This is a genomic window from Clostridium sp., assembly GCF_036646415.1.
Lineage (GTDB): Bacteria > Bacillota > Clostridia > Clostridiales > Clostridiaceae > Clostridium_J.
In genome coordinates this window covers 1-23,751 of sequence record NZ_JAVXMF010000011.1, presented here as the reverse complement: position 1 = coordinate 23,751, position 23,751 = coordinate 1, and the positions used below count along the sequence as shown (strand labels likewise).

24 protein-coding genes are annotated in these 23,751 nt (G+C 29.4%); 3 read left to right on the top strand and 21 right to left on the bottom strand.

The annotated features are described in order from the left end of the window. Positions 1-19 precede the first annotated feature (19 nt). Positions 20-808: a hypothetical protein gene (locus tag RSD37_RS09170; protein ID WP_346946428.1), complete on the bottom strand. Its 789-nt coding sequence runs from the start codon at positions 806-808 to the stop codon at positions 20-22. A gap of 297 nt (positions 809-1,105) precedes the next feature. On the opposite strand from RSD37_RS09170, the gene RSD37_RS09165 reads away from it, so the two are divergent. Continuing rightward, positions 1,106-1,741: a hypothetical protein gene (locus tag RSD37_RS09165; protein ID WP_346946427.1), complete on the top strand. Its 636-nt coding sequence runs from the start codon at positions 1,106-1,108 to the stop codon at positions 1,739-1,741. Positions 1,742-1,797: 56 nt separating this feature from the next. On the opposite strand, the gene RSD37_RS09160 is transcribed toward RSD37_RS09165, so the two are convergent. The 18 genes from RSD37_RS09160 to galU all read right to left on the bottom strand — a co-directional run bounded on the left by RSD37_RS09160 (position 1,798) and on the right by galU (position 20,018). Further along, a complete protein-coding gene (locus RSD37_RS09160; RefSeq protein WP_346946426.1) occupies positions 1,798-2,796 on the bottom strand; it encodes a GNAT family N-acetyltransferase in 999 nt (332 codons plus the stop codon). Beyond that, positions 2,793-4,214 (bottom strand): oligosaccharide flippase family protein, encoded by a 1,422-nt coding sequence (locus RSD37_RS09155; RefSeq protein WP_346946425.1) that lies wholly within the window; start codon positions 4,212-4,214, stop codon positions 2,793-2,795. The genes RSD37_RS09160 and RSD37_RS09155 overlap by 4 nt, the downstream gene beginning before the upstream one ends. Positions 4,215-4,253: 39 nt before the next feature. Next, entirely contained in the window at positions 4,254-5,351 is a 1,098-nt protein-coding gene (locus RSD37_RS09150) for a DegT/DnrJ/EryC1/StrS family aminotransferase (protein ID WP_346946424.1), read from the bottom strand. 23 nt (positions 5,352-5,374) lie between these two features. After that, entirely contained in the window at positions 5,375-5,785 is a 411-nt protein-coding gene (locus RSD37_RS09145; RefSeq protein WP_346946423.1) for an FdtA/QdtA family cupin domain-containing protein, read from the bottom strand. A 55-nt stretch (positions 5,786-5,840) separates the two neighbouring features. Continuing rightward, entirely contained in the window at positions 5,841-6,761 is a 921-nt protein-coding gene (locus tag RSD37_RS09140) for a glycosyltransferase (RefSeq protein ID WP_346946422.1), read from the bottom strand. A 38-nt stretch (positions 6,762-6,799) separates the two neighbouring features. Then, positions 6,800-7,669, bottom strand: coding sequence for a glucose-1-phosphate thymidylyltransferase RfbA (gene rfbA / locus RSD37_RS09135; protein WP_346946421.1), 870 nt, complete (start codon positions 7,667-7,669; stop codon positions 6,800-6,802). 123 nt (positions 7,670-7,792) lie between these two features. After that, a complete protein-coding gene (locus RSD37_RS09130) occupies positions 7,793-8,794 on the bottom strand; it encodes an O-antigen ligase family protein (protein ID WP_346946420.1) in 1,002 nt (333 codons plus the stop codon). Positions 8,795-8,954: 160 nt separating this feature from the next. Further along, positions 8,955-9,818, bottom strand: coding sequence for an ATP-grasp fold amidoligase family protein (locus tag RSD37_RS09125; protein WP_346946419.1), 864 nt, complete (start codon positions 9,816-9,818; stop codon positions 8,955-8,957). A 14-nt stretch (positions 9,819-9,832) separates the two neighbouring features. Next, positions 9,833-11,359: a PssE/Cps14G family polysaccharide biosynthesis glycosyltransferase gene (pssE, locus tag RSD37_RS09120; protein ID WP_346946418.1), complete on the bottom strand. Its 1,527-nt coding sequence runs from the start codon at positions 11,357-11,359 to the stop codon at positions 9,833-9,835. Further along, a complete protein-coding gene (gene pssD, locus RSD37_RS09115; RefSeq protein WP_346946417.1) occupies positions 11,356-11,814 on the bottom strand; it encodes a PssD/Cps14F family polysaccharide biosynthesis glycosyltransferase in 459 nt (152 codons plus the stop codon). The genes pssE and pssD overlap by 4 nt, the downstream gene beginning before the upstream one ends. A gap of 45 nt (positions 11,815-11,859) precedes the next feature. After that, positions 11,860-13,179, bottom strand: coding sequence for a UDP-glucose/GDP-mannose dehydrogenase family protein (locus tag RSD37_RS09110; RefSeq protein WP_346946416.1), 1,320 nt, complete (start codon positions 13,177-13,179; stop codon positions 11,860-11,862). A 72-nt stretch (positions 13,180-13,251) separates the two neighbouring features. Next, complete coding sequence (locus tag RSD37_RS09105) at positions 13,252-13,911, bottom strand: sugar transferase (protein WP_346946415.1); 660 nt, start codon at positions 13,909-13,911, stop codon at positions 13,252-13,254. 122 nt (positions 13,912-14,033) lie between these two features. Further along, a complete protein-coding gene (locus RSD37_RS09100) occupies positions 14,034-14,690 on the bottom strand; it encodes a CpsD/CapB family tyrosine-protein kinase (RefSeq protein WP_346946414.1) in 657 nt (218 codons plus the stop codon). Positions 14,691-15,055: 365 nt separating this feature from the next. Next, the gene (gene rfbB, locus RSD37_RS09095) at positions 15,056-16,084 is read right to left on the bottom strand and encodes a dTDP-glucose 4,6-dehydratase (RefSeq protein ID WP_346946413.1); all 1,029 of its coding nucleotides are present in this window, start codon (positions 16,082-16,084) and stop codon (positions 15,056-15,058) included. Next, the gene (locus RSD37_RS09090; RefSeq protein ID WP_346946412.1) at positions 16,081-16,833 is read right to left on the bottom strand and encodes a Wzz/FepE/Etk N-terminal domain-containing protein; all 753 of its coding nucleotides are present in this window, start codon (positions 16,831-16,833) and stop codon (positions 16,081-16,083) included. The genes rfbB and RSD37_RS09090 overlap by 4 nt, the downstream gene beginning before the upstream one ends. A 115-nt stretch (positions 16,834-16,948) precedes the next feature. Next, positions 16,949-18,130, bottom strand: a complete 1,182-nt coding sequence (locus RSD37_RS09085; RefSeq protein ID WP_346946411.1) for an FprA family A-type flavoprotein — start codon at positions 18,128-18,130, stop codon at positions 16,949-16,951. 137 nt (positions 18,131-18,267) lie between these two features. Continuing rightward, positions 18,268-19,083: an SGNH/GDSL hydrolase family protein gene (locus RSD37_RS09080; RefSeq protein WP_346946410.1), complete on the bottom strand. Its 816-nt coding sequence runs from the start codon at positions 19,081-19,083 to the stop codon at positions 18,268-18,270. Between the two features lie 50 nt (positions 19,084-19,133). Continuing rightward, entirely contained in the window at positions 19,134-20,018 is an 885-nt protein-coding gene (gene galU, locus RSD37_RS09075; RefSeq protein ID WP_346946409.1) for a UTP--glucose-1-phosphate uridylyltransferase GalU, read from the bottom strand. 258 nt (positions 20,019-20,276) lie between these two features. Here galU and RSD37_RS09070 point away from each other — a divergent pair, with 258 nt between their 5' ends. Then, the gene (locus RSD37_RS09070; RefSeq protein ID WP_346946408.1) at positions 20,277-20,846 is read left to right on the top strand and encodes a sigma-70 family RNA polymerase sigma factor; all 570 of its coding nucleotides are present in this window, start codon (positions 20,277-20,279) and stop codon (positions 20,844-20,846) included. Positions 20,847-21,003: 157 nt separating this feature from the next. Here the strand turns inward: RSD37_RS09070 and RSD37_RS09065 are convergent, their stop codons facing one another. After that, positions 21,004-21,426 carry a hypothetical protein gene (locus tag RSD37_RS09065; protein WP_346946407.1) on the bottom strand — a complete coding sequence of 141 codons (423 nt, stop codon included), beginning with the start codon at positions 21,424-21,426 and terminating at the stop codon, positions 21,004-21,006. Positions 21,427-21,758: 332 nt separating this feature from the next. Between RSD37_RS09065 and RSD37_RS09060 the strand changes: the two genes are divergently transcribed. Next, on the top strand, positions 21,759-22,265 hold the full coding sequence (locus tag RSD37_RS09060; protein ID WP_346946406.1) for a hypothetical protein: 507 nt from the start codon (positions 21,759-21,761) through the stop codon (positions 22,263-22,265). Positions 22,266-22,436: 171 nt separating this feature from the next. Here the strand turns inward: RSD37_RS09060 and RSD37_RS09055 are convergent, their stop codons facing one another. After that, complete coding sequence (locus RSD37_RS09055) at positions 22,437-23,498, bottom strand: LCP family protein (RefSeq protein ID WP_346946405.1); 1,062 nt, start codon at positions 23,496-23,498, stop codon at positions 22,437-22,439. Between the last annotated feature and the right edge of the window lie 253 nt (positions 23,499-23,751).

Below are 23,751 nucleotides of genomic sequence, written 5' to 3'. Positions count from 1 at the left end.
TAAACATAGCCTTAAAAGTTTAGTCTGTAGTATGCTCATGGTCTCTTAAATGATTCATACAGTATTCTTTATGACCACTGCATTTTGAACAATATCTAAATTCCATGTTAGGATCATCTCTTTCTGTAATTCCACAAACCGTACATTTATGACGAACATAATTCTTCATTTCTATAACTTTAAATCGCTCCTTATTCTTCTTTACAACCTTCTTAGTCTTAAATAAACAAATAAAATCCTTACCAAAGAATATTAGATAGTTTGCTAATGAAGCTAAAATCATAAGTTTAATATCAAAGCCTCCCATAACAAACTGGTTTAACAGAAGAAGAACATCAAGAAGAGCTAGATATTTCATCTTAACTGGTAAAATGAAGAATAAAAGAACTTCATGATTTGGATATATAGATGCAAAAGCAAGAAATAAAGTTAAATTTAAATAGTATGCTGTACCAAAGTTTCCACTTATAAGTGATACCGCTATTGTAGTAATCATACCTACAAGATAATATATGTTAAACTTAAAGCTTCCCCAAGCTTGCTCTAGACCTGATCCTATTATAAAGTAGAAATATAAAGTAAATAATATCCAAAAGGCTGACATGCTCGGCGGAATGAATATAAATGTAAGCACTCTCCAAATTTGCCCTTGCATAACAGCTTGTGGTATTAATGCCAAATTATTTATTAATCCTGGACTTATTGAATCTAATAAAAATACTGCTAAATTTGCAGCTACAATGTATTTCATCAATCCATGTATTGAATACTTTCCGTATTTTTTCTCTAATTTATTTAACCACTTCAACCTTATCACTCCCTATAAAATATAAGTATATTCTATCATATTTTTCTATTGTAGCAAATTAATTTAAGTTAATATACTATGTGAACTTATTATTAATACCAGTGAATTTCTTCTACTTCAAATTTTCATATCTTTTCTTCATTTGTTTTGTTATAATAACTTAAGGCATCTTCAAAAAATAAATAAGTCAAAATATCCTTCGCATCTTTGACTTATTATTTATTTTCAGATGCCTAATATGAATAAAATCATATTAATACGAAAGAGGTGCTCAAAATAAATAATAATTATAAAAATATGAATAATGAATATGAAATTCAAGATAACACTGCTTTAATTACAATCTACAAAAAAGACGGAACTCCACTTATAGCTAAAATCGATAGTGAAGATGTAGACAGAGTAAAAAGTATGGGTACTTGGTTTGCTGAATGGCATAAAGATTTCAACAGCTATCTTGTACAAAACTTAGGACCAGCTACACTTAATGGTAAAACTAAAACTGTAAAGAGAAGTCTACACTCTGTAATCATGAATGCTTCTCCTAAAGCTCCTATTAGACATATTAATGAAGATACTTTAGACAATACAAAATTCAATTTAGAGCTTGTTGAAAGAAACAGTAAAAATGAATATGACTTAGTAGGCAACGATGAAGTAGCTATAATCCTTAAAGATAAATATGGAAAACCTCAAGAGAAAGCATTAATTTCAAAAGAGGATTTATTTAAAGTATTAAATGATAACCACAGCTGGGTATACTATAAAAACTTTGGTAACCCTTGTGTAGTATCAAATACCCCTGAAGGTAGAATCTACATGGATAAACTACTTATGAACGTTGAAAACAACGTAACAGTTCATCATATCAATCTTAATCCTTTAGATAACAGAAGACACAACCTAGAAATCGTAGAAAACGAAGAAGTTTAAACAAAAACCACAATGAAGAATCTTCTGTTCTTTCATTGTGGTTTTCATTTTTCATCTTATTCTAACTTCTTAAAATAAGATTTATTTATATCAAATTTACTTCCAAAGGCAGTTTTAAATTCAAGTAAACCTTTATTTAGCTCTCTTCCATGATTTAATGTTGATATGCCCCAGGAAACATACTTATATTCTTCTTTTATTGCATATTCTATTATCTTATAATAGATGAATTGCACTGGAAACAATTTCAAATAATCTTGTTTTGATGAAATGTATTGAGCATGTAATCCTTTATTATTAAAGTTAAATAACATAGCTCCCGCTATCATCTTATCCTCTAAAAATATTCCCATAAAGATAACCTGATCCCTTAGCCTAAAATTTTTAAATTCTTTTAACTCCTCATAACTATGAACAGGTTTCTTTCCAAATTTACCTATATTCTCTTCCAATATGCTATAGTATTCTTTTAATTCATTATCATTGGTTAAAGCCCTAAATCTAAATCCATTCTTTATTGCTTTTTTAATTTGCTTTTTTTTAGTAGCATTACAGTTACTTAATATATCTTCTTTTTCATATAAATCTAAATCAATTACAGAATTTATCTCCTCATAAGTGTCATAACCCCTGGAATATAGTAAATAATTTATTAAACTTACATTTTCCTTAGAAAATATCTGAGAAGTGTTTTTTAATAATACTCTATTATATGAATTTTCATACAGAAACTTTTCTAATAAGTCTATAACCTCTAATATACTTGCAATATTATTATACTTTTTACTAATTATAACACCACCAAAAGTACTTCCCTTATGAGAATCAAACACTAGTTCTCCATTCTCCACATATTCACATGCGGGAATTACACCTACTATTTCATTTTTTTCATCAAATATAATTAATGAACTATCTGAAAATCTCTCTTTGGGATGATAATTAAGAAATCTTCTACTTTGCAAAAATGTTCCATTAATCGCATCATTGAAAATAAAATTATCCCATTGTTTTTCATATTCAAATTTATATCTTTCAATTCTAAATATATTCATACCTTAATCACCTTACCCTTAATAATATACAATTCTTCCTTAAACAGAAATATATATATCATAACTGTTATTATTGAAAATAATGCTGTTACCCAAAATTTGTTAACTAAGAATACTCTCCATACTACTAAATAAGTTGTAAATATACCCAGTGATATTAAAATCCTTGGCTTACTGATAATTAATTTAAGCCTTACACAAGTAAAATAGCATATTAACACTGCCGTTAAATAACCTATCATTGTGCCAATGGAAGCTCCTTCTATACCCATTATTGGTATTAAGACATAATTTAAAGCTACATTAGTAATTACAGCAATACTTAATATTATTGGTTCTAACCAGGTTTTTTTAACTATTAAAAACTGATTTCCTATAGTATGGTATATCATTAATAGTAATGGGGATATAAATAAATATGGTAATATTATAAACCCCTCACCATAGCTCCCTTTGGCTAAGATACTAAATATTATTTTAGATAATGCATTTATGCCTATAGTAGCTACTATAGATATTACTAGCAAGTAATCTGCTACATTTGAAATTAACTCCTTTTGATCCTCATCATTCATTGTTGAAAATACAAAATACTGCCATCCCATAGCAAAAGCTGTATATATAAATTGAGATATTTGTGCTATTCTACTTGCAACACTATAAACACCAAGCTCATTTAGTCCTAACATTTCTTTAATCATTACTCTATCAAATGAACTAAACACCCAATACATTAAAAATGTTGGCATTAACGGTGCTCCCATTTTAATCAATTCTTTTAAATATTTAAAAGATATTAGTTTATATGAGAACCATACTCTATTAATTATATAAAAAACAACTGACATAATTACAGTTGAACTCATAGCTGCAATTGGAAGAGCATATACATATTCACCCTTTAAAAGTAAAGGTATAGATACACTATAGGATAAAATAGGTGTTACAGCATTGGCAATGAGAAAAACTTTTCTCTTATTTTCCATTCTAGTTGGTGCAGATACAATACTTGAAACTCCACTGAAGAAGATGTTAAATATAATAATGAAAAATAATAAATTATATTTAACATCACTAACAATTGCATTTAATATCAAGTCCTTAAATATAAACATTAAGATACAAATTATAGTTGATGACAACATTACAAAAAAAATAGCAGTAGAACATATACTCTTTTTAAATTCAATATCTTCTCTTTCAAAAAACATCCTGAACATGGAATCATACATACCCATCATGGCTATAGCTGCTACAAAGCTAACAATTAAATTAACCATATCATTTATTCCATAATAACCACTATTAGGGATTATAGAAGTTATTATGGGTAGCATTATCACCGGTATTATTTTGCATATTATATTTCCAATTCCATAGATCAGGAAATTTTGTATAAATAATTTCCCTCTATTCATATTATCTCCTATAAAAAAAATAGGATAGGAAACCCGGTCCTATTTAAAGCTGTTTATTGAGTCTATTACATAAGTTATTTCTTCTTCAGACATTCCTGGATATAATGGAATACTTAATTCCATTTTGCATATTTTCTCTACTATCTGAAAATCGCCCTTAATAAATCCTAATTCTTTATATGCTTTCTGTAAATGTATAGGAATGGGATAATGAATTAAAACTTCTATACCTTTTTCATCTAGATATGACATTAACCTCTCTCTTTCATTACATAGAATAGGAAATATATGATATACATGTGATGACATATCTTCAACTATAGGCAGTGCAATTTTCTCATTATTAATTTCATTTATATATCTATTAGCTATTCGGATTCTTTCCTTTGTCCATTTATCTAAATTTCTCAATTTAACTAAAAGAAATGCGGCCTGCAACTCATCTAGTCTTGAATTTACGCCTTTAAATTCATTATAGTATTTATTATATGATCCATAATTTCTTAAGGCTCTTACCTTATCTGCTATTTCCTTATCACTTGTAACAACAGCACCACCATCCCCTAATGCCCCCAAATTTTTTCCTGGATAAAAACTAAAAGCTGCTGCATCCCCCAAATTTCCAACTCTTTTACCCTTGTAATATGCTCCATGACCTTGAGCACCATCTTCTACTATTTTCAATTTATATCTTTGAGCAATATCCCTTATCTTATCCATATTTACAGCTCTACCATATAGGTGTACTACAATTATTGCTTTTGTTTTAGAAGTTATTTTTTCTTCTATTAAATCTGCATCAATATTCAAAGTTTTAATATCTGGTTCAATTAATACTGGTGTAGCGCCAACATAACTAACCGCTAATGCAGTTGCTATATAGGTATTTGATGGAAGAATAACCTCATCTCCTGCTTTTATTCCATATGACTTTAGAATAAGTTGAATTGCATCTAGTCCACAGCCAACACCAACACAATATTCTGCTCCACAGAACTCTGCAAACTTTTTTTCAAATTCATCTAAAAAATCCCCCATTATAAACCGTTGAGAATCAAGAACATTGTTAAATGCATTTTTAAGTTCTTCTTTCATTTCATTGTGCATAAAATCTAATTTTGAATAAATAACCTTCACAGAATTTCCTCCCATAATATACATTAATCATAATTTTTATTGGAATCTTCTATATAAGAGTCATAGTTCCTAATATAATCATTTTCATCATAATATTCTGAAGCTAATGCTAATAATATTGCATTATCTTTAAAATCAAACATTTCTCGCCACACCTTATTGCCTATATACAATCCTATTGAAGGATTATTTAACTCTATAACCTCTTCCTCTTTAGGATTTTTCACTCTTATCTTTACACTTCCATTTAAACATATTAATACTTGATGAAGTTTTCTATGGGAATGAAATCCTCTGGATATTCCCTCTGGAACATTACTTATATAATAAATCCTTCTTATTTTAAATGGAATATCCGTTTTCCCCTCTACTGGAGTAAGATTTCCACATTGATTTTTAATATTTTTAAACTTCAATAACGAAACATTGTACATAGTAAATTCACCCACTATCTCCAATTTCTAAAATTAACCATTTAAATACATTCTACTATTTCTTTTTAAAGATATTTACCATTCTCACTACAAACAGCGGATCTAATAAATAATATAATCTACTTATTATAAAAAACTTATTTCTACAATTACCATGCTTTATAATTTTTTTCATTCTATAAATATAAATTTTCTTATGAAGGAGTAGTAAATAATTCTTATTTTCTTTTAAATATTCTTCAAATTCATATTTAAAGAAATTGCAGTAATCATTAAACATATTTTCATTTATAGCTACTTTACTATTCCTACTTACAGATTTATCATGCTTTCTGTATAATACTGTTAATTCGTCCATGAAATATATCTTTTCTCCATTATATAAGACCCTTATCCACATTGGGTAATCTTCTATAAGTCTATATTTTTCATTGAACCCCTTAAATTTTTCAAAGAAGAGCCTATTATAAAAAATAGTAGGAGCTATAATAATATTTTCATAGCTTACTATTTTAAATTGCTTCTTTACATCATAACTATTAAAATTTACATCATACTTTGCTGAACTAGGTAGATATACCATCCGTTCTTCCTCTTTTGTAAAATCTTTTGCTCTTGAATATTGTATTAAACTATTATTCTTCTTCATAAAGTCAACATTTTTCTCTATAGCATCAGGTAGTAAAATATCGTCTGCTGAAATTACCTTTATATATTGTCCACTACAATTATTAATTGCTCTATTACAATTAGCTGGAATGCCTTTATTTTCACCATCACTAATGAACTTATAATTCTCAAAATTTTGTGTTTTAAAGATATTCGTTGCAACCTCAATGGTTTTATCTACAGAACCATCGTCTGCTACTATTACTTCTAAATTAGTATAACTTTGATTTAAAATGCTTAATATTGTATCTTCTATATAATCCTCGGAATTATAAGCTATTACTGCTACACTAACTAACTCATTCATATTCTTCACCTCTTCTAAATGGTACACAGTAAAATACATTAGTCCTCATTTATAATATCTTCCAAATATTTACCATATCCTGTTTTCATTAATGGTATAATTAACTCTGCAACTTTTTCTTTGCTTATCCATCCTTTTTTGTAAGCTATTTCTTCTAAACATGCAATATAAGTTCCTTGAGTTGTTTGTATTGCCTCAACAAAATTTGAAGCTTTAAGCATTGATGAGTGAGTACCTGTGTCAAGCCATGCCATTCCTCTCCCAAAAATTTCAACCTTTAAAGCTCCTTCCTCTAAATATAATTTATTTAAATCTGTTATTTCTAGTTCTCCTCTATTAGATAATCTTAATTTTTTAGCTTTTTCAATCACAGTATTATCATAAAAATACAATCCTGGTACAGCATACTTTGACTTAGGGTATTTAGGTTTTTCTTCAAGGGATAACACTTGCCCATAGTCATCAAATTCAACAACTCCGAAGTCTCTTGGGTTATGAACATATTGTCCAAAAATTAATGCTCCTTCTTTGAGTTTGCAAGCTTCTTGTAGGTAATAGCTTAATCCTTTTCCATAGAATATATTATCACCCAAGACTAGTGCTACATTGCTGTGCCCTATAAATTCCTCACCAATTATAAATGCTTCTGCTAATCCATTGGGATTGTATTGTACTTCATATTGTACATTTACTCCATATTCTGAACCATCTTTAAATAGCTCCTTAAAGTTTTTTATATCTCTCTCTGTAGAAATTATCAATATATCTCTTATGCCTGCTAACATTAAAATTGACATAGGATAATAAATCATCGGTTTATCATAGATCGGCACAATTTGCTTTGAAATAGACTTGGTTACTGGATATAATCTTGTACCATTTCCTCCTGCTAAAATAATTCCCTTCATACATTACACCTCTTAAATACTTTATTATAATCACTTAATCATTGGTATATTTCAAGTTTTTTCATCATATGTAACTTATTATTCAGCCATTGATTTCCTTCATTATATACACTCATAATTACACTAATCATAAATTTCCACTCCAAAATTAGACTTTCTATTAATAAATAAACTTGCAGATACTATAAAAACAGATACTACAAAATCAGTATAATTATAAAATCCATTTAAACTCATTGTACCTAAAAGAAATATTAGAAACATAATAAAGTTTATACCTCTTAACTTCTTATGAATATACTTGCATAACTTAAATATAAAGTATAAATAAATACTAAGTCCTATTATCCCTATTGATAAAAGTAAATTTATAATATCATTGTGTGCCCATATATATACGCCTCTCATTTGATAATTAACTATATAGGGATAATCAAAGCCTCCACCTATAAACCTTTCCAACAAATTTAATTCAAAAAAACTTTCAACATCCTTTAACCAAAAATCAAATCTACCACTACTTAGGTCCCCTGAAGATTTTTGAGCCGTAAACTTGTAAATAATAGGTATTTTAATCACTCTATCCCAAAATGAAAATATTACCCCACTCAATACTACTGCCCATGACATAACGGATTTCACATTAATTCTCATAAAAATCAAATATAAACTAACCATAGTTATAAGCACAGTTCTTGCACCTGTCATCATTATAGCTACAGTAGGTAATATCAATAAAAAATTTATCTTTTTATCTCTGGTTATGATTTTCAATAATAATGTAATTGAAATAACTAAAATCAGAAAAAATCCTAAGGGGTGTGGACCTTCTAAATATGAACCAAAATACCGCCCCTCACCCCATCTAATTTCATAACAAGACATATCAAAAATTGATATAAACAATATTATATTTATAATAATTAATTCATATTTAATTAATTTCCTTTTACTCTTCACAAATTTTATAAACTTATCAGTTATATCTTTCCGTCTACAGCATACAAGTATTAGTATGGCTATGCTTAACCAGTAAGGATCTTTAATTACTAAACTAATCATATCTGCTGATATAAATGAAATGGATGTTAATATTACAATATATATGAAAAATAAATGTTCCAAAGGCTTTATCCCTTTTATAAAAACCAAAATTATAAAACAAGTTATAATTATACTTCCAGAATTAATATCAGTAAGAAACCCTAGCCATCTAGAGAAAATTCTAAAAAAAGGTCTAAAAATTATTAAAATAAATAGTATATTTTCCATATAACTTTACCTACTATAAATTATATTTATGGATATCAATAATCTCTGCAATTTCTAAATCTTTCTCTAATGGAAAATATGGCTCTGTTCCACTACTTTGTGTAAAAGTCAATTCACCAAAGTACACTTTACCCTTAGCTATATAAAAATCTACCCTTACATAACTAAAATTCTTTGACAGTAATTCAGCTAAATATAATAACTCACTTAATTTTTCTGGTTTTTCTATAAAATCTACTTCCTTAGCATACTTATCATATGCTTCCCATTTCTCCCAATCTGCTGAGTAAAAGTTCATTTTATGCTCCTTAAATCTATCCGTATGAACTTCAATAATATGAGTTTTCCCATTTGTGCACTGTACTTTATAATCTCTTAATGAACCAGTTTCATCCTCTAAATATTCTTCGCAAATTATTTTAGCTTTTATTCCTTTGTATTGATTTTCTTTTGTATATTTATAAAACTTTTCTTTAGACCATTTATTTAATTTCTTTATACATTGTTTTTTATTAAATTCATCTTTGTCTTTACAAATAATATTTCCCCCAGAACCATTGTTCATTTTTAGAACAAACTGTTTAGGTAATTTATTAAAGTCAATTTCTTCAGTTCTTTCATATACACCATATAATTTAGGTAGATGTTCCTCACCAATAGTATCTTTTACAAATTTTCTAACTTCATATTTATCCACATAGGGTGCAAAACGCTCTAAATTTCCATATAATTTTATCCACTGAATTTTTTCACCGTAATATTTAGGATTCTTTAAATTTAGCATCATTTTATAGGATCTTATATAATCTATATATACCACTAACTTTCTCGGTAAAATAGCACATGATTTCCTTAATATCTTCTTTAATTTTTTCATCTTCTACACACTAATCACCTTTCATATAAACTATTTAATTTCTTATAGTTAGCTATATTACTATACTTTTCATTTGCATCTTTATAATTTTCTCTACTAAAAAACAATCTTTTATCTTTATTACTTATTAGATCTAATAATGAATTTCCTAAGGTTTCAACATCCCCCGGTTGAAGTAATATGCCATTTGTTCCATGTTGTATTATTTCTGGTATAGACCCAACTTTGGTTGAAATAATTGGAATACCAAAAGACATAGCCTCTAAAATTGACATTGGCATTCCTTCATTGTAGGATGGTAGTACAAAAATCATAGTATTACAAAATAATTTTTTTATCTCTTCTTCATTAATCCAGCCAGGTAAAATAAAATTATCTTTAAGCCCTTTCTTATGAAGAATATCTTCTATTTTCTTATCCTTGCTACATCCAGCTAATATGAACTTTATATCAGGCTCTTCAGCAATAACCTTTTCTGCAGCCTCAATTAGATCATAAACCCCTTTCTGCTCTTCCAACCTTCCTAAAAAAACGATATTTTTAGAATTGGAATCATAAGAATTCTCACTTCTTGAATCTATAGAATTATATATAACTTCAATATTTCTATCACAATACTTTGATATACTGGTTTTCCATTTTTCTCCTAGTGCAATTATTGTATCACCATAATTTAATATTTTAGTTATATATTTTTGCTGATTACTATTTGATTCATTCCAATAAAATTTATCAAATTCACCACCATGGATGTGGATAATAATTTTTTTCCTAAATCTATGGGCCAACCTAATAAAGAAGGATTTTCTGTAAAAGCTTTTTCTTGATGCTACATGGACATGAACTATATCAATATTGCAAAATATTAAATACATAAACATTTTTATATATGAACATAAACAACATAGTAACTTGGTAATTTTATTGCCATCTACTACAGTATTTATTGGAATAATCTTATTCTGTTTAGCCAATTGGGAATTATAGTAATTTTTTATTACTGTAGACATACCACCTTTAACCTTATATGGATGTGGTCCAATCATTAGTATTTTTAAAAAAGTCTCTTTGTGTATAAATTTTTCTATTGAATTAATTATATTATCAGTATTAGAAGTATATTTTTTAAACTCCATATTTTCTACATCTTTTATAACTTTACTAAGGATTTCTAAGTTTTCACCAGACTCTATAAAACCCATACTTTTAAACTCATTTATTATTTGCAGCTGATGATTATCTACATGCTCCCTGAACTCTTTAAGTCTAGGAACTGCTATAACCTTTTTTCCCTGTTTTAAAGCTCCTATAATAGTACCTGTCCCTCCATGAGTTATAACCTTATCACAACTCATCATAATGTCAGAGAACTCATCTCTATCTAAGAATTTTTTATATTTATAATTTTTAGGAGAATAATCGCTATAACCCGTTTGAGCAAATACCTCTTCAGTAATTTTCTTCTCTTCAACTAATCTGTCTACTTCCTTTAATAGTCTATTGAATTGGATTTTTTGTGATCCTACAGTTATAAATATCAATATATCCCCCCTTTAAATATTGCTTTAGGATAAATATTAAGCATGCTATACCACTGCACATAAAATTTATCTGCAAATTTATAAATTAACTTTCCTGTTAAGGTTGGTGAATTAACTTTAGCAAAGGATTCTATAAATATGATTTTTTTTCTAAATAGTTTAGCGATTATGCACATTGGTATAGTTGCCAAAGCACCTGTAGATATTACTATATCTGGTCTTTCTTTAATGAATATATTTAAGCTACTTAAGGTATTAAATAACATTTTAAAAATAAAACTTACTTCATTTCTATTTACTTGTTTTATATAATAAATTTTTTCACCTTTATTTGATACTTTATAACTAGCCTTCTCTGTTATAATAAAACTATGATATTTATTCATCAGTGGTTTTAACATCATAATTTGTTCAAAATGACCTCCTGTGGATGCGATAAAACAAATCTTCTTCACTATAATTTCACCATTCCTTAACATATTGTAGTTGTAACCACTTTTTTACGATACTTTACTAGGTCCAATTTCCCTTCTTCCTATTGAATAATACTCTATTCCCATATTCTCAATTTCTTTTAAATCTATACAATTTCTTCCATCAAATATTATTGGAGTGCTCATGAACTCTTTATACTTCTTCAATTCTATTAATTTAATTTGTTGCCACTCAGTGAATATAAATACCATATCAGCCCCTAATAATGCTGCTTCTGGTGTATCTACATACTGAATTTCTCTAGGATATATTTCCTTGAAATTTTCTATTCCTACAGGATCATAAGCAACTACTTCTGCACCCTCTTCTAATAGTCTTCTTATATTAGGAATTGATGGAGCTTCTCTTAAATCATCTGTTTCTGGTTTAAAAGTTAACCCTAACACTGCAACCTTCATTCCCTTTAAAGACCCAAATCTTTGTTTAGCTCGCCTAAACAATTTAAATTTTTGATTCTCATTAACTTCTATGGCAGCCTTTATTGTCTTTATCTCATATCCATGGTCATTTGCAAGCCAATGAAGAGCCTTTGTATCCTTTGGAAAACAGGATCCCCCATATCCAATCCCTGCATTTAAAAACTTATTTCCTATTCTTGGGTCATAACTCATTCCCTTGGTAACATCTTGAATATCCGCACCTACTATTTCACATACATTAGCAATTTCATTTATAAATGAAATCTTTAAAGCTAAAAAATCATTTGATGCATACTTTATCATCTCTGCGCTTCTTCTATTTGTGACTATTATAGGTTGATTAAATCTTTCATAAATTTTTCTTAGAACTGATTCTGCATTTTCAGATTCAACACCAATGACAATTCTACTTGCATATAGTGTATCTATAACTGCTGTACCTTGTGACAAAAACTCTGGATTTGATGCAACTTCTATATTAACTGAATTAATTTTATGCTCATTAAGATACTCCTCTACTTTATCATTAGTTCCAATTGGAACTGTTGACTTTACCACCACTAAGCAGTCCTTCTCCACATTATCTGCAATTTGCTTACATACCTGATACAAATAACTTAGGTCTGGTGAACCATCTTCTCTCTCCGGAGTTCCAACTCCTATAAAAATTACTTCTGCATCCTTATATATTTTTTTATAATCTACTGTAAAGTTCAGTCTTCCCTCCTCATAATTCTTCTTTAGCAATTCATTTAGCCCACATTCAAATATGGGTGATATTCCGCTTTTCATTTTCTCTATTTTTTTCTCATCAGTATCTACACAGGTTACCTTGTGTCCAACCTCTGAAAAGCACGCACCTGTAACTAACCCAACATACCCTGCTCCAACCATCACTATATTCATATACTAAAATCTCCTCATTTTGTTAACTTATACGGTATATTCACTTTAATCTAGTTGTATAAGCCAATCCTTCTAAGATGCATTTTCATCTCCAAACAACACCCTTAAAGTCTTAAATATCAATTTAATATCTATCCATAAATTTCTTTTATTAACATAATCTATATCCATTTTCATCCACTCTTGAAATCCAATATTATTTCTACCCGATACCTGCCAATAGCAAGTTAAGCCTGGTTTTATAGTTAATCTTTTCAACATCCAAGGCTCAAATTTTTCAACTTCATTTGGAAGGCTTGGCCTAGGTCCTACTAGACTCATTTCACCTTTTAAAACATTTAGAAATTGTGGAAACTCATCTATACTTGTTTTTCTTATAAATCTACCTACCCTAGTAACTCTAGGATCATTTTTCATTTTAAACATTGGACCTGACATTTCATTCTGGCTTTCAAGCTTTTTCTTCAATTCCTCAGCATTGATAACCATACTTCTAAATTTATAAATATTGAAATGTATGCCCCTTAACCCTACTCTCTCTTGTTTGAAAATTATTGGTCCATGGGATTCTATTTTTATTAAAATAGCTACAACTATTAACATTGGGCTTAATAGTATAAGTGTTAATGTAGCTGCTACTATATCCATCATTCTTTTACAAAACAAATAAAACAAACTTTCTTTTACAAGTTCACCTTGTTGTCCCGCACCTTTCAAGGCATACTTTTTCATGCCATCTCCCCCATAAAATATACGCTCTCCATTTCATCACCCCTCATTTCACTGTGGTTATCCTAATGCTCTACCTAATGAGGAACATAAACGCTCTAGAAATGTACTACAAGGGTAAATGGTTACTTATCGGTATCACTATAGTAGTAGTTGTTGCTTTCCTTTATATCCACTCCATTTAGTACAATCCCTATAATATTGGCATTAACCTTTCTTAATAGGTCTATAGCGTTATGTACTGAACTTTTCTTAGTTTCTTCTGCTCTTATTACTAATATGGTTCCATCTGCCTTGGCAGATAAAACTTGTGCATCTGTAACTAATTGTATAGGTGGAGTATCTAATATCACATAATCATATAATTTCTTTAAAGCTTCTATTAAGTTAGCCATATATTTAGATCCTAGCATTTCTGATGGATTTGGTGGTATGGTTCCTACTGTTATCACTATAAGATTTTCATTATATCTCTGCCCTACTACTACACTCCTTTCTTTTGCTAATATTATATCTGACAATCCTGTGACATTAGACAATTTAAACCTTTTATGTAAGGCTGGTTTTCTTAAATCACAGTCTATCAATATTACCTTTTTATCACCCTTTGCTAAAGATAGGGCTAGATTTCCTGCTACAGTACTCTTTCCCTCACTTGGATTTGAACTAGTTATTACTATTACCTTATAATCCCCATCAAAGGATGAATACTGCAAATTTGTTCTTAGCGTTCTATAACTCTCTGCTACAATAGATTTGGGTTCTTTTTCAACTATATGCATTTACTCCTCTCCTCCTCAAGTAAAAATTAGTATATTTACTTCTATTCAGTTACATAAATCATTTCTGCATAGTACAGTATATGATTTTTATATTGATTTGTGATACATCTATTTTTCATAGAATTATTGATTCATATTTCCCTTCCTCTACATAAAAATCTTACTAGCTAAATATTAGGTCTATATAAAACTACATAAAGAAAGCACCTAAGTTTTATGAAAATATCACTTTGATACTTCAATAAAATCTTAGATGCTATTTCTTTGATTTGCAGTTTACTTAGGATTATCATCCTTATCAGCTTCAATAAAATCTTAGGTGTCATCTCTTGAACTATTATTTACTTTATATACATATTATCATATTAACTTTGATAAATTCTAGAAGTCACATTATTCATCCATTCCTTATTATCTAGATACCATTGTATAGTTTTAACTATGCCCACTTCAAAAGTAGTTTCTGGATACCATCCTAGCTCCTCCTTAATATAATTAGGATCTATCCCGTATCTTCTATCATGACCTTTTCTATCTTCTACATGTTTCTTTAACTTTTCAGTTATTTCATTATCTACATTCTCATTTAGATAATGAATAATTGTATCAATTATTTCAATGTTAGTTTTTTCATTATGTCCACCCACATTATATATTTCACCTAATTTCCCTTTATTAATTACCATATCTATAGCCTTACAGTGATCCTCAACAAATAGCCAATCTCTTATATTCATTCCATCACCGTAGATTGGTAACTCCTTGTGTTGTAGACAATTATTTATCAATAGCGGTATTAATTTTTCTGGAAACTGAAATTTTCCATAGTTATTTGAACATCTTGTAATATTTATAGGCATATTATAAGTATCTCCATATGCCTTAACCATTAAATCGGCCCCCGCCTTACTGGCAGAATAAGGACTATGTGGATCTAGGGGAGTAATTTCCGTGAAATAACCTGTGTTCCCAAGTGAACCATATACCTCATCTGTAGATACATTATGGAATTTCACACCAGCCTTCCACCCTGTTGAAGTTTCCCATGCCTTCTTTGCACAATTTAATAAATTTACAGTTCCTAATATATTAGTCTTTACAAAAACCTCCGGTTCCCTGATGCTTCTATCTACATGAGATTCTGCAGCAAAGTGAACTATATAATCTATATCATATTTTTCAAACAGTCCACTTACTAACTCTTTATCACATATATCACCTTGAAGAAATATATGTCTTTCATCATCTTTTATTGACTTTAGATTTTTCAAATTACCTGCATAAGTTAACTTATCTAAATTAACTATTTTTATATTTACATATTTATCTAACATGTATAACACAAAGTTTGATCCTATAAACCCTGCCCCACCTGTTACTAAGTAAGTTTTCATTTTTTCTCCCCTTTACTTATAATTCCATCCTTGGGAATCTGTCCAATTACAGGTATACCTAATTCTCTTTCTACCTGCTCCCTGGTTTTATAGGTATTATCCAAAAATTCTAATGAAAAACTTAATCCTATACCTACCATTAACCCTAATAAAATTCCTACACATAAATTCAATATCTTATTTGGAACAACTGATTTTTCTGGGAATGTTGCACTCTCTAAAACTTGCACATTACCATTTGGCACCAGCTTAACCGACAATTGTACAAACTCATTTATTATAGAATTTATCATTTTAAGAGCCTCATCCGGACTTTTACTTCTATACTTAATTTCAATTATCTGAGTATCTGCCACTGTTACCACCGTTAATTTTTTTAGAACCTCTACTGGAGTAATATCAATACTCGAAGAGTCTATTGCAGCCTTGGTTAAATCTTTAGTCTTTATTAACTCTGAATAAGTCTTTAGGAGTTGCTGATACATTTGTACATCATTGGTACTATACTCTTCCTTAGATCCTTGCTCCTTACCAATAAATACTTTAGCACTTGTCTCATATTGTGGCTTTATTAAGAAAAACGTAAATATTGCTACCATTAAAGTTATGCTTAAGATAGAAATTAATATAAGTTTCCATCTTCTTATTGGAACATCTAACATTTCTTTTATATTAATGGTTTCTTCTAAGTTAGTAGATTCTCTCTCACTAATATTTCTACCTAAGTTCCCTCTTATATTTGATTTCATACTACCCCCTAAATTATTTTGGTACAATATAATATATGTTAAAATTTTTTTAAAGTTACAATAACAAAAGAGATGTTCAAACTATTTGAACATCTCTTTTGTCTTAATTATAAATTTAGCAAGTAGATCTTAAATCAAGGAATTTTCCAATAAATTCATCAGCCATCTTAAACTCTTCTTCACTTGGTACAAAGTTAAACTTAAAGCCTTGTTCAACCACCTTCAGCTTAAGACTTTTCAATCTAGCTGTTAACATGTCAACACCTTCACCGCTCCATCCGTATGAACCAAAGGCTCCAGCTATCTTCCCACGATTAACAATAGCACTAACATGAGCAAGTAAATCCCAAGCTGGCTCCACTGCATCTTGGTTTATTGTTGGTGAACCTACAAGAATACCACTGGCTCTATCCACAAGAGTTATAAGCTCTGCCATTGGACGTGAGGTTATCTCATGAACATCAGCTTTAATTCCAGCTTTCTCTATAATTTCCTTAAAGTAATGTGCAACCTTTTCCGTATTTCCATAGGCTGAAACATAGAATATCTGAATATTCTTCTCTTCAACTATATAAGGCTTAGCCCACTTCCTATAAAGATTCTTATAATGCTCTATATCATTAACATGAACTGGTCCATGACTTGGAGCAATCATTGCAGTTTCTAAGTTTTCAATTTTATCAAGAGCCATATTAACGAACCTTTGGAAAGGACTCATAATAACATCGTAATAATATTTCATCTCTGTTTCATAGTTATCATTACATACATCAGTAATACATCCACTAGAAGAATAATGACAGCCCATAACATCACAGGTAAATAGAATTTTCTCCTCCACTAGATAAGTAAAAATACTATCAGGCCAGTGAAGATTTGGTGCAGAAATAAATCTTAGTGTATTGTTTCCAAGAGAAAGGTCACCCTTAGCATCCATAGAATTAAACTCTTTATTTAAGATTTTACTAGTATATTTTAAAGCAGCCTTAGAACCAACTACTACTGCCTCTGGATATTCATTTAAAAGTTCTTTTAAAGAACCACTGTGATCAAGCTCCGTATGTTGGACCACAATATAGTCAACCTTCTTATCTCCAATAACGGACTTGATATTTTTTAAATACTGATCAAAGTATCCACTTTTAACTGTGTCAATTATAGCAATTTTCTCATCTTCAATTAAATAAGAATTATAGGTGGTTCCCTTCTTTGTTTCCATTATTATGTCAAAGACTCTGAGCTCTGGATTATTAATCCCTACCCAATGAACAGAATTAGTTAGTTTTAAAGGTTCCATTTTCAATACCTCCATTTATATTTTACAACACTTATATGTTTAATATTAACAAACACTCATTATCTTTCGCAAGTAATACCGGATGATTTGTTTAAATTTTTGATATACACTATAACATGAAAACTCACATCTTATTATTATTTTGAATATATTTCTTTTAACTTCTCACTAATAATCTGTGCCACTTTTTCATGTCCTTTTTCATTTAACATTATGTTATTAGTAGTGTACTCTGCCATATTACTCAATTCAATTCCACTTTCATTAAATAGATCTATTACCTTAACTGAATTTTTCTCACAGACTTCTATAATAGCATTAACATAGTCATCTAGCTTGCTTCCGATATTATTTGCATCTGGGTAACTTGGTTGATTTTGAATTTCCCCATGCTTTAATGGTGTTAAGAATACTATTTCAACATCTTTCTTTGATTTCTTTATTTTATTGATAACACCTTGAATATTTCCATAGAAGCTATCTACCTTATCATCATCTTCTTTATTACCTATAATCTTATTATTGGTGTAATCATTAGTTCCACCCATGATTATTACTAAGTCTACATCCTTTAGAGTTTCCACATTAATATTATCTACCATATTGCTAAGTAATAATCCATTACTAGCTAAATTGGTTACTGATGCCATACCTGTCAGCTCTTTGACCTTTCCTTGATAAATCCCATCCTTAGATACTCCATCTCCCAGTGATAGAAGATTTTTATCCTTTAAATCGAATTTATCTTGGACATCCTTCTCTGCCACAGTTCCTTCACCAGTATTATTTTCCGTATTCTTAGCCTCTGTATTAATGGAAACCTCATAATCTTCCTTTAATTTTGCAAGTTTATCATGTTCCTTCTTACTCTTATATACCCCTAGTCCTAAAACCCCTATTAAGGCAACTAATAACACTATACATATAGCTGTTTGCATTCTTTCACTTTTCAAGTATATCCCTCCGTTCACCTAACATTATACTTTTACTAAACCTTTTAAGTTTAATCATTTAATGAAGCTACTAAGTCCTTTAAGTACTGAATAAATCCATCTTTTAGTTCAGGTTTTCTAAGGGCATATTCTACTGTAGCTTGAAGAAACCCAAGTTTATCTCCAGCATCATATCTTTTTCCTTCAAAGTCATAGGCATACATATCCTCTTCCTCTATTAACTTAAGAAGAGCATCAGTAAGTTGGATTTCCCCACCTTTACCAGGAGCTGTTTCTTCTAATATCTCAAATATCCTTGGAGTTATTATATATCTACCTAATATAGCTACATTAGAAGGAGCTTCTTCTACAGCTGGCTTTTCTACTAAATCATGAACTTTATATACTCTATCTGCTATATTAGTTCCTCCAACAATCCCATACTTATTCACTTGACTCTTATTTACAGTTTGTACACCCAGTACGGAACTTTCATACTTCTCATAACAATCAATAAGCTGCTTTAAACATGGCTTTTCATCGTTATACACAATATCATCCCCTAAAAGTACTGCAAAGGGTTCATCCCCTACAAAAGTCTTAGCACAATGAATAGCATGGCCAAGACCTCTTGGCTCCTTTTGTCTTATGAAATGAATATTAATCATATCAGAGATATCTCTAACCATTTTAAGCATTTCATCCTTACCGGATTTCTCAAGCTCCATCTCTAGCTCTATAGATTTATCAAAGTGATCCTCAATACTCTTCTTATTTCTCCCCGTGATAATAAGAATTTCTTCTATTCCAGACGCTACACATTCTTCAATTATGTACTGAAGAGTAGGTTTATCTACAATTGGTAACATTTCCTTTGGTTGTGCCTTTGTTGCAGGTAAAAATCTTGTACCAAGACCTGCCGCTGGTATTATTGCTTTACGAATTTTTTTGTTCATTATATTATTACCCCCCCCCAATAGTTTTTCCTAATGTATTTACTTACCCCATAACATTATATACCATAATCCAAGTTTTCTCATCCATTATGATTATATATTACTCCTGATTTTATAAATAAAAATAGAATATAAATTTTCAACATTCGGTTTACAAGAACGTACGTTTGTGTTAATATTAATTTATTGCTTGATAAATTTTACATTTAATAAAAAAATTGCATATATCTTATTAAATAAATTAAGGGGGACATGCTAATGAATTACAAAGAATTAGATGAATTAGTTGCAAATGCAAAAGAGGGGGATATTGTTGCCATAGAAGAATTATTAAGTTCTTATAAATTCTTCATAATAAAACACGCTTCTAGGGTATATATCAATGGATATGAGATGGATGACTTAATACAGATTGGATATATGTCAATAATAAAGGCAATTGAAAAATATACTCCAGGTAAAGGAAACTTCACAAGTTATGTTACCTTTGCCATAAAAAATAACTTCAATTATTTAATAAGACAAAAGACTAACGAAAACTTTATTCAAAGCTTAGAAACTCCAGTATCAAGCGGACTTGAACTCAAAGATTTATTGCCAGATAAAACCTCCATTGAAGATGACTATGTTACAAAGGAAGGCTGTGAAATTTTAAGAAAGGAAGTTGAAAATCTTTCAGAAAAACTAAGAGATGTGATAGAATTTGTATACCTTGATAACTTTGGAACCTTAAGTGATTACGCTAGATTAAATAACATTGGATATAACACTGTTATAAAGCGTAAGAATTTAGCCTTATCAAAATTAAATACTATACTTAAAATTTAATATAGTTAAAAGGGATGAACTTCAAATTCAATATGTTTTGAGTCTGTCCCTTTATTAATGATCATCTAAGCTAAACATTAATTTAGTATGTTAATGAAAAAAATAAACTACGTAAAAACGCAGTTTTATAAGTATCTATTTTATATAGTTGTTATTTTTAAAACTTGTTTTCAAGTTCATTATTAAAATTTAACTTACTTTGAATTTGCTTCAAAGCACCCTTTAATTCATTCTCATTATATCTCATAGTTAAGTAACTAGTTATTGCATCACTTATTTCTAAAACTAGTTGCAACACTACAACTATTTGGTCACTGTCTAGCTCCTCCGTTTCTGTACATTGATATAAAATATATCCATATACAGAGTATAATTTTATATAATCCATAATTTCATGACAATTCATTTTCTTAATTACATAATCAATTCTCATAAACTCACATATTGTACAAATATTATCATTTATATTGAACTTAATGGCTTCATTGATGAAGTCAGTGTCAAAGTCATTTATAAGTTTCCCTTTTAATTTATCTTCTATGTATTTTAACATTATTTCATCTGTAAAACCTTTTGTCATCATAATCCTCCTCTCTTGTTTTTTGTTATGTTTTAATATTAGTTATATTTTAATATTCGATTTATTCTGTAATTACTTTACTCTATGTGTATTATTTACTACTTTAATTTCCTCTATTCTAGTATATTCCATTCTAAGTCTCTATTAGAAAGACCCATAACATCTATTAACCTATGGTCTTAGCATACATGTTAGACGAACAAAAAGCCTGGCAATAAATTTACCAGGCTTCCATTCTTATATTATTGAAACAAGTATCTCCATTAGTAACACATATTCTTCATTTTCATAATATATAATAAAATAATATGTTACTATATGGAGGCTTAATAGTGAAAAATTTTTTAAGTGTTGAGGGAATAGTTACTTGTATAGAAATTATGAAAACTACAACAGATGATGAATCTGGATGTACAATGCTCATGTCAGTGCGAGGTAAAAGTGATGATAACTTTAATTTGGTAGTTAGCATAAATACTTATTTTGTAGACCATGTTAATATCAGACCTGGTGATAATATAATTGCATTTTATGATGCTTTCGCGCCTGTACCACTGATATTTCCACCTCAATTCCGTGCTATTGTCATAGCGGTAAAATCCAAAAAACAAAATGTTGAGGTTGATCATTTCAATAGAAAACTAATAAATAGTGATGGTATGCTTAAGCTTAATATTAGTCATAAAACACAGATATTGCTTCAAAATAACCAGACTTTTTTAGGTAATATTGAAAATAGAAATCTTGTAGTGGTATATGGTAGTAGTACTAAGAGCATACCTGCAATGACAACACCATCAAAAATCATAGTTTTATGTGATAATTTTTGTAATATGTAGACAACTTAAATATGTCCATATTTCTATATTGAAATATGGACATATTTAAATATTTGCCGCCTTGGATATTGTGGTATTATTAAATAAAAATACACCACAAAATCAAATTCTATGGTGTTAACTTATCAATTGTAAATTTTTTAACTCTCGTGGAGCGTTGCCTTGATGATGCTATTCACCAAATAAGTATTCATGGATTCTTGCTTTTGCCTGCTCTAAATCTGTTACATAATAATATATTCCATTAATCATATCTCCCCCTGAATACTCAGCTTCTGGAAACATTTTTTCTTCCATATTTCTTTGGTATCCACCTTTAATTATCTCAGTGGCAATACTTAGCATATCTGATGCACTTAAAGTTGTTTTAAGATTTGAGGATAATTCATTTATTATTGGCATTACATCAGTAAGCTTTATACTACTACTTTTTCCAGCCAGCTTCAGTAATACTTCTCTCTGTCTTTCAGTCCTTTTAAAATCGCCTCCTGATGTATATCTTATTCTTGAATAAGCAACAGCTTGTATACCATTTAAATTATAGATTCCAGGAGTTGTTATTCCATCACAACTAACACCTTCAATGTTTTTAATCTCATTTATATAGCTATTAATATATTGAATTTCTTCCTCATCCACTTCAATTTCAACTCCACCAAGTCTATCAATAATCTTTTCCATGCCAAAGAAATTAACCACAACAAAGTTACTAATATTTAAATCAAAATTCTGATTTAGAGTTTTCACCATTAACGCAGGTCCTCCAAATGCATAAGCATGATTAATCTTATCCATTCCATAACCCTCAATATTTGCATAGGTATCCCTAGCAATAGATCCAAGCTTCATGGATTTATTTTCTCTATCTATGGATAAAACCATGATACAATCTGCCCTTGTACCAGTATCATCCTTTAAGCTTCTTGCATCAACTCCCATTAAAGCTATATTTATAAATCTATCACCTTGACGAAAGGTTCCATAATTCACTTCACTTTCTTTTTCTTCACTTTCCTTCAATTCAATCTCTTCTTCACTTCCTTCTACAGGTTTTGTAGTTAAGCCTAACTCCTCATCCGTTATCTTTACCTGTTCTACGTTGGAATATAGTTTATAGCCATAGAACCCTGCTGAGAATACTAGAGCTAGAAATATACCTACAATTGAGATTATTACAGTGTTTTTTGATTTTCTTTTCTTGTCCCCTCTATTATCTGTACTTTTTATCCCCATGATTCCTCCTATATAGTATGTTTAGATTAAATTTTCTAATAGCTTTACTAACTTATACTGTTACATACTAAAAAATCAATAATTTTACTACTTTTATAATATAGTATGTGAAAAGAATAGATTAGTAACCGATAAAACCCAAAATAAAAGCCGCTAAATTTTGCTTTAGCGGCATTTGTTGTTTAAATATTTTACAATCGGTAAGTAGACTAGGGAATCACTACCCTAGCCCCTCTTAGAACCGTACGTGCGG

Excerpts from the sequence above, each read along its gene's own strand:
- RSD37_RS09160 (WP_346946426.1), bottom strand. The coding sequence starts at position 2,796 with ATGAATATATTTAGAATTGAAAGATATAAATTTGAATATGAAAAACAA.
- rfbA (WP_346946421.1), bottom strand. The coding sequence starts at position 7,669 with ATGAAGGGAATTATTTTAGCAGGAGGAAATGGTACAAGATTATATCCA.
- RSD37_RS09110 (WP_346946416.1), bottom strand. The coding sequence starts at position 13,179 with ATGAATATAGTGATGGTTGGAGCAGGGTATGTTGGGTTAGTTACAGGT.
- RSD37_RS09070 (WP_346946408.1), top strand. The coding sequence starts at position 20,277 with ATGAATTACAAAGAATTAGATGAATTAGTTGCAAATGCAAAAGAGGGG.
- rfbB (WP_346946413.1), bottom strand. The coding sequence starts at position 16,084 with ATGAAAACTTACTTAGTAACAGGTGGGGCAGGGTTTATAGGATCAAAC.
- RSD37_RS09145 (WP_346946423.1), bottom strand. The coding sequence starts at position 5,785 with ATGTACAATGTTTCGTTATTGAAGTTTAAAAATATTAAAAATCAATGT.
- RSD37_RS09105 (WP_346946415.1), bottom strand. The coding sequence starts at position 13,911 with ATGAAAAAGTATGCCTTGAAAGGTGCGGGACAACAAGGTGAACTTGTA.
- RSD37_RS09055 (WP_346946405.1), bottom strand. The coding sequence starts at position 23,498 with ATGGGGATAAAAAGTACAGATAATAGAGGGGACAAGAAAAGAAAATCA.
- RSD37_RS09125 (WP_346946419.1), bottom strand. The coding sequence starts at position 9,818 with ATGAAAAAATTAAAGAAGATATTAAGGAAATCATGTGCTATTTTACCG.
- RSD37_RS09140 (WP_346946422.1), bottom strand. The coding sequence starts at position 6,761 with ATGAATGAGTTAGTTAGTGTAGCAGTAATAGCTTATAATTCCGAGGAT.
- RSD37_RS09155 (WP_346946425.1), bottom strand. The coding sequence starts at position 4,214 with ATGAATAGAGGGAAATTATTTATACAAAATTTCCTGATCTATGGAATT.
- RSD37_RS09165 (WP_346946427.1), top strand. The coding sequence starts at position 1,106 with ATGAATAATGAATATGAAATTCAAGATAACACTGCTTTAATTACAATC.
- RSD37_RS09090 (WP_346946412.1), bottom strand. The coding sequence starts at position 16,833 with ATGAAATCAAATATAAGAGGGAACTTAGGTAGAAATATTAGTGAGAGA.
- RSD37_RS09065 (WP_346946407.1), bottom strand. The coding sequence starts at position 21,426 with ATGACAAAAGGTTTTACAGATGAAATAATGTTAAAATACATAGAAGAT.
- RSD37_RS09100 (WP_346946414.1), bottom strand. The coding sequence starts at position 14,690 with ATGCATATAGTTGAAAAAGAACCCAAATCTATTGTAGCAGAGAGTTAT.
- RSD37_RS09085 (WP_346946411.1), bottom strand. The coding sequence starts at position 18,130 with ATGGAACCTTTAAAACTAACTAATTCTGTTCATTGGGTAGGGATTAAT.
- galU (WP_346946409.1), bottom strand. The coding sequence starts at position 20,018 with ATGAACAAAAAAATTCGTAAAGCAATAATACCAGCGGCAGGTCTTGGT.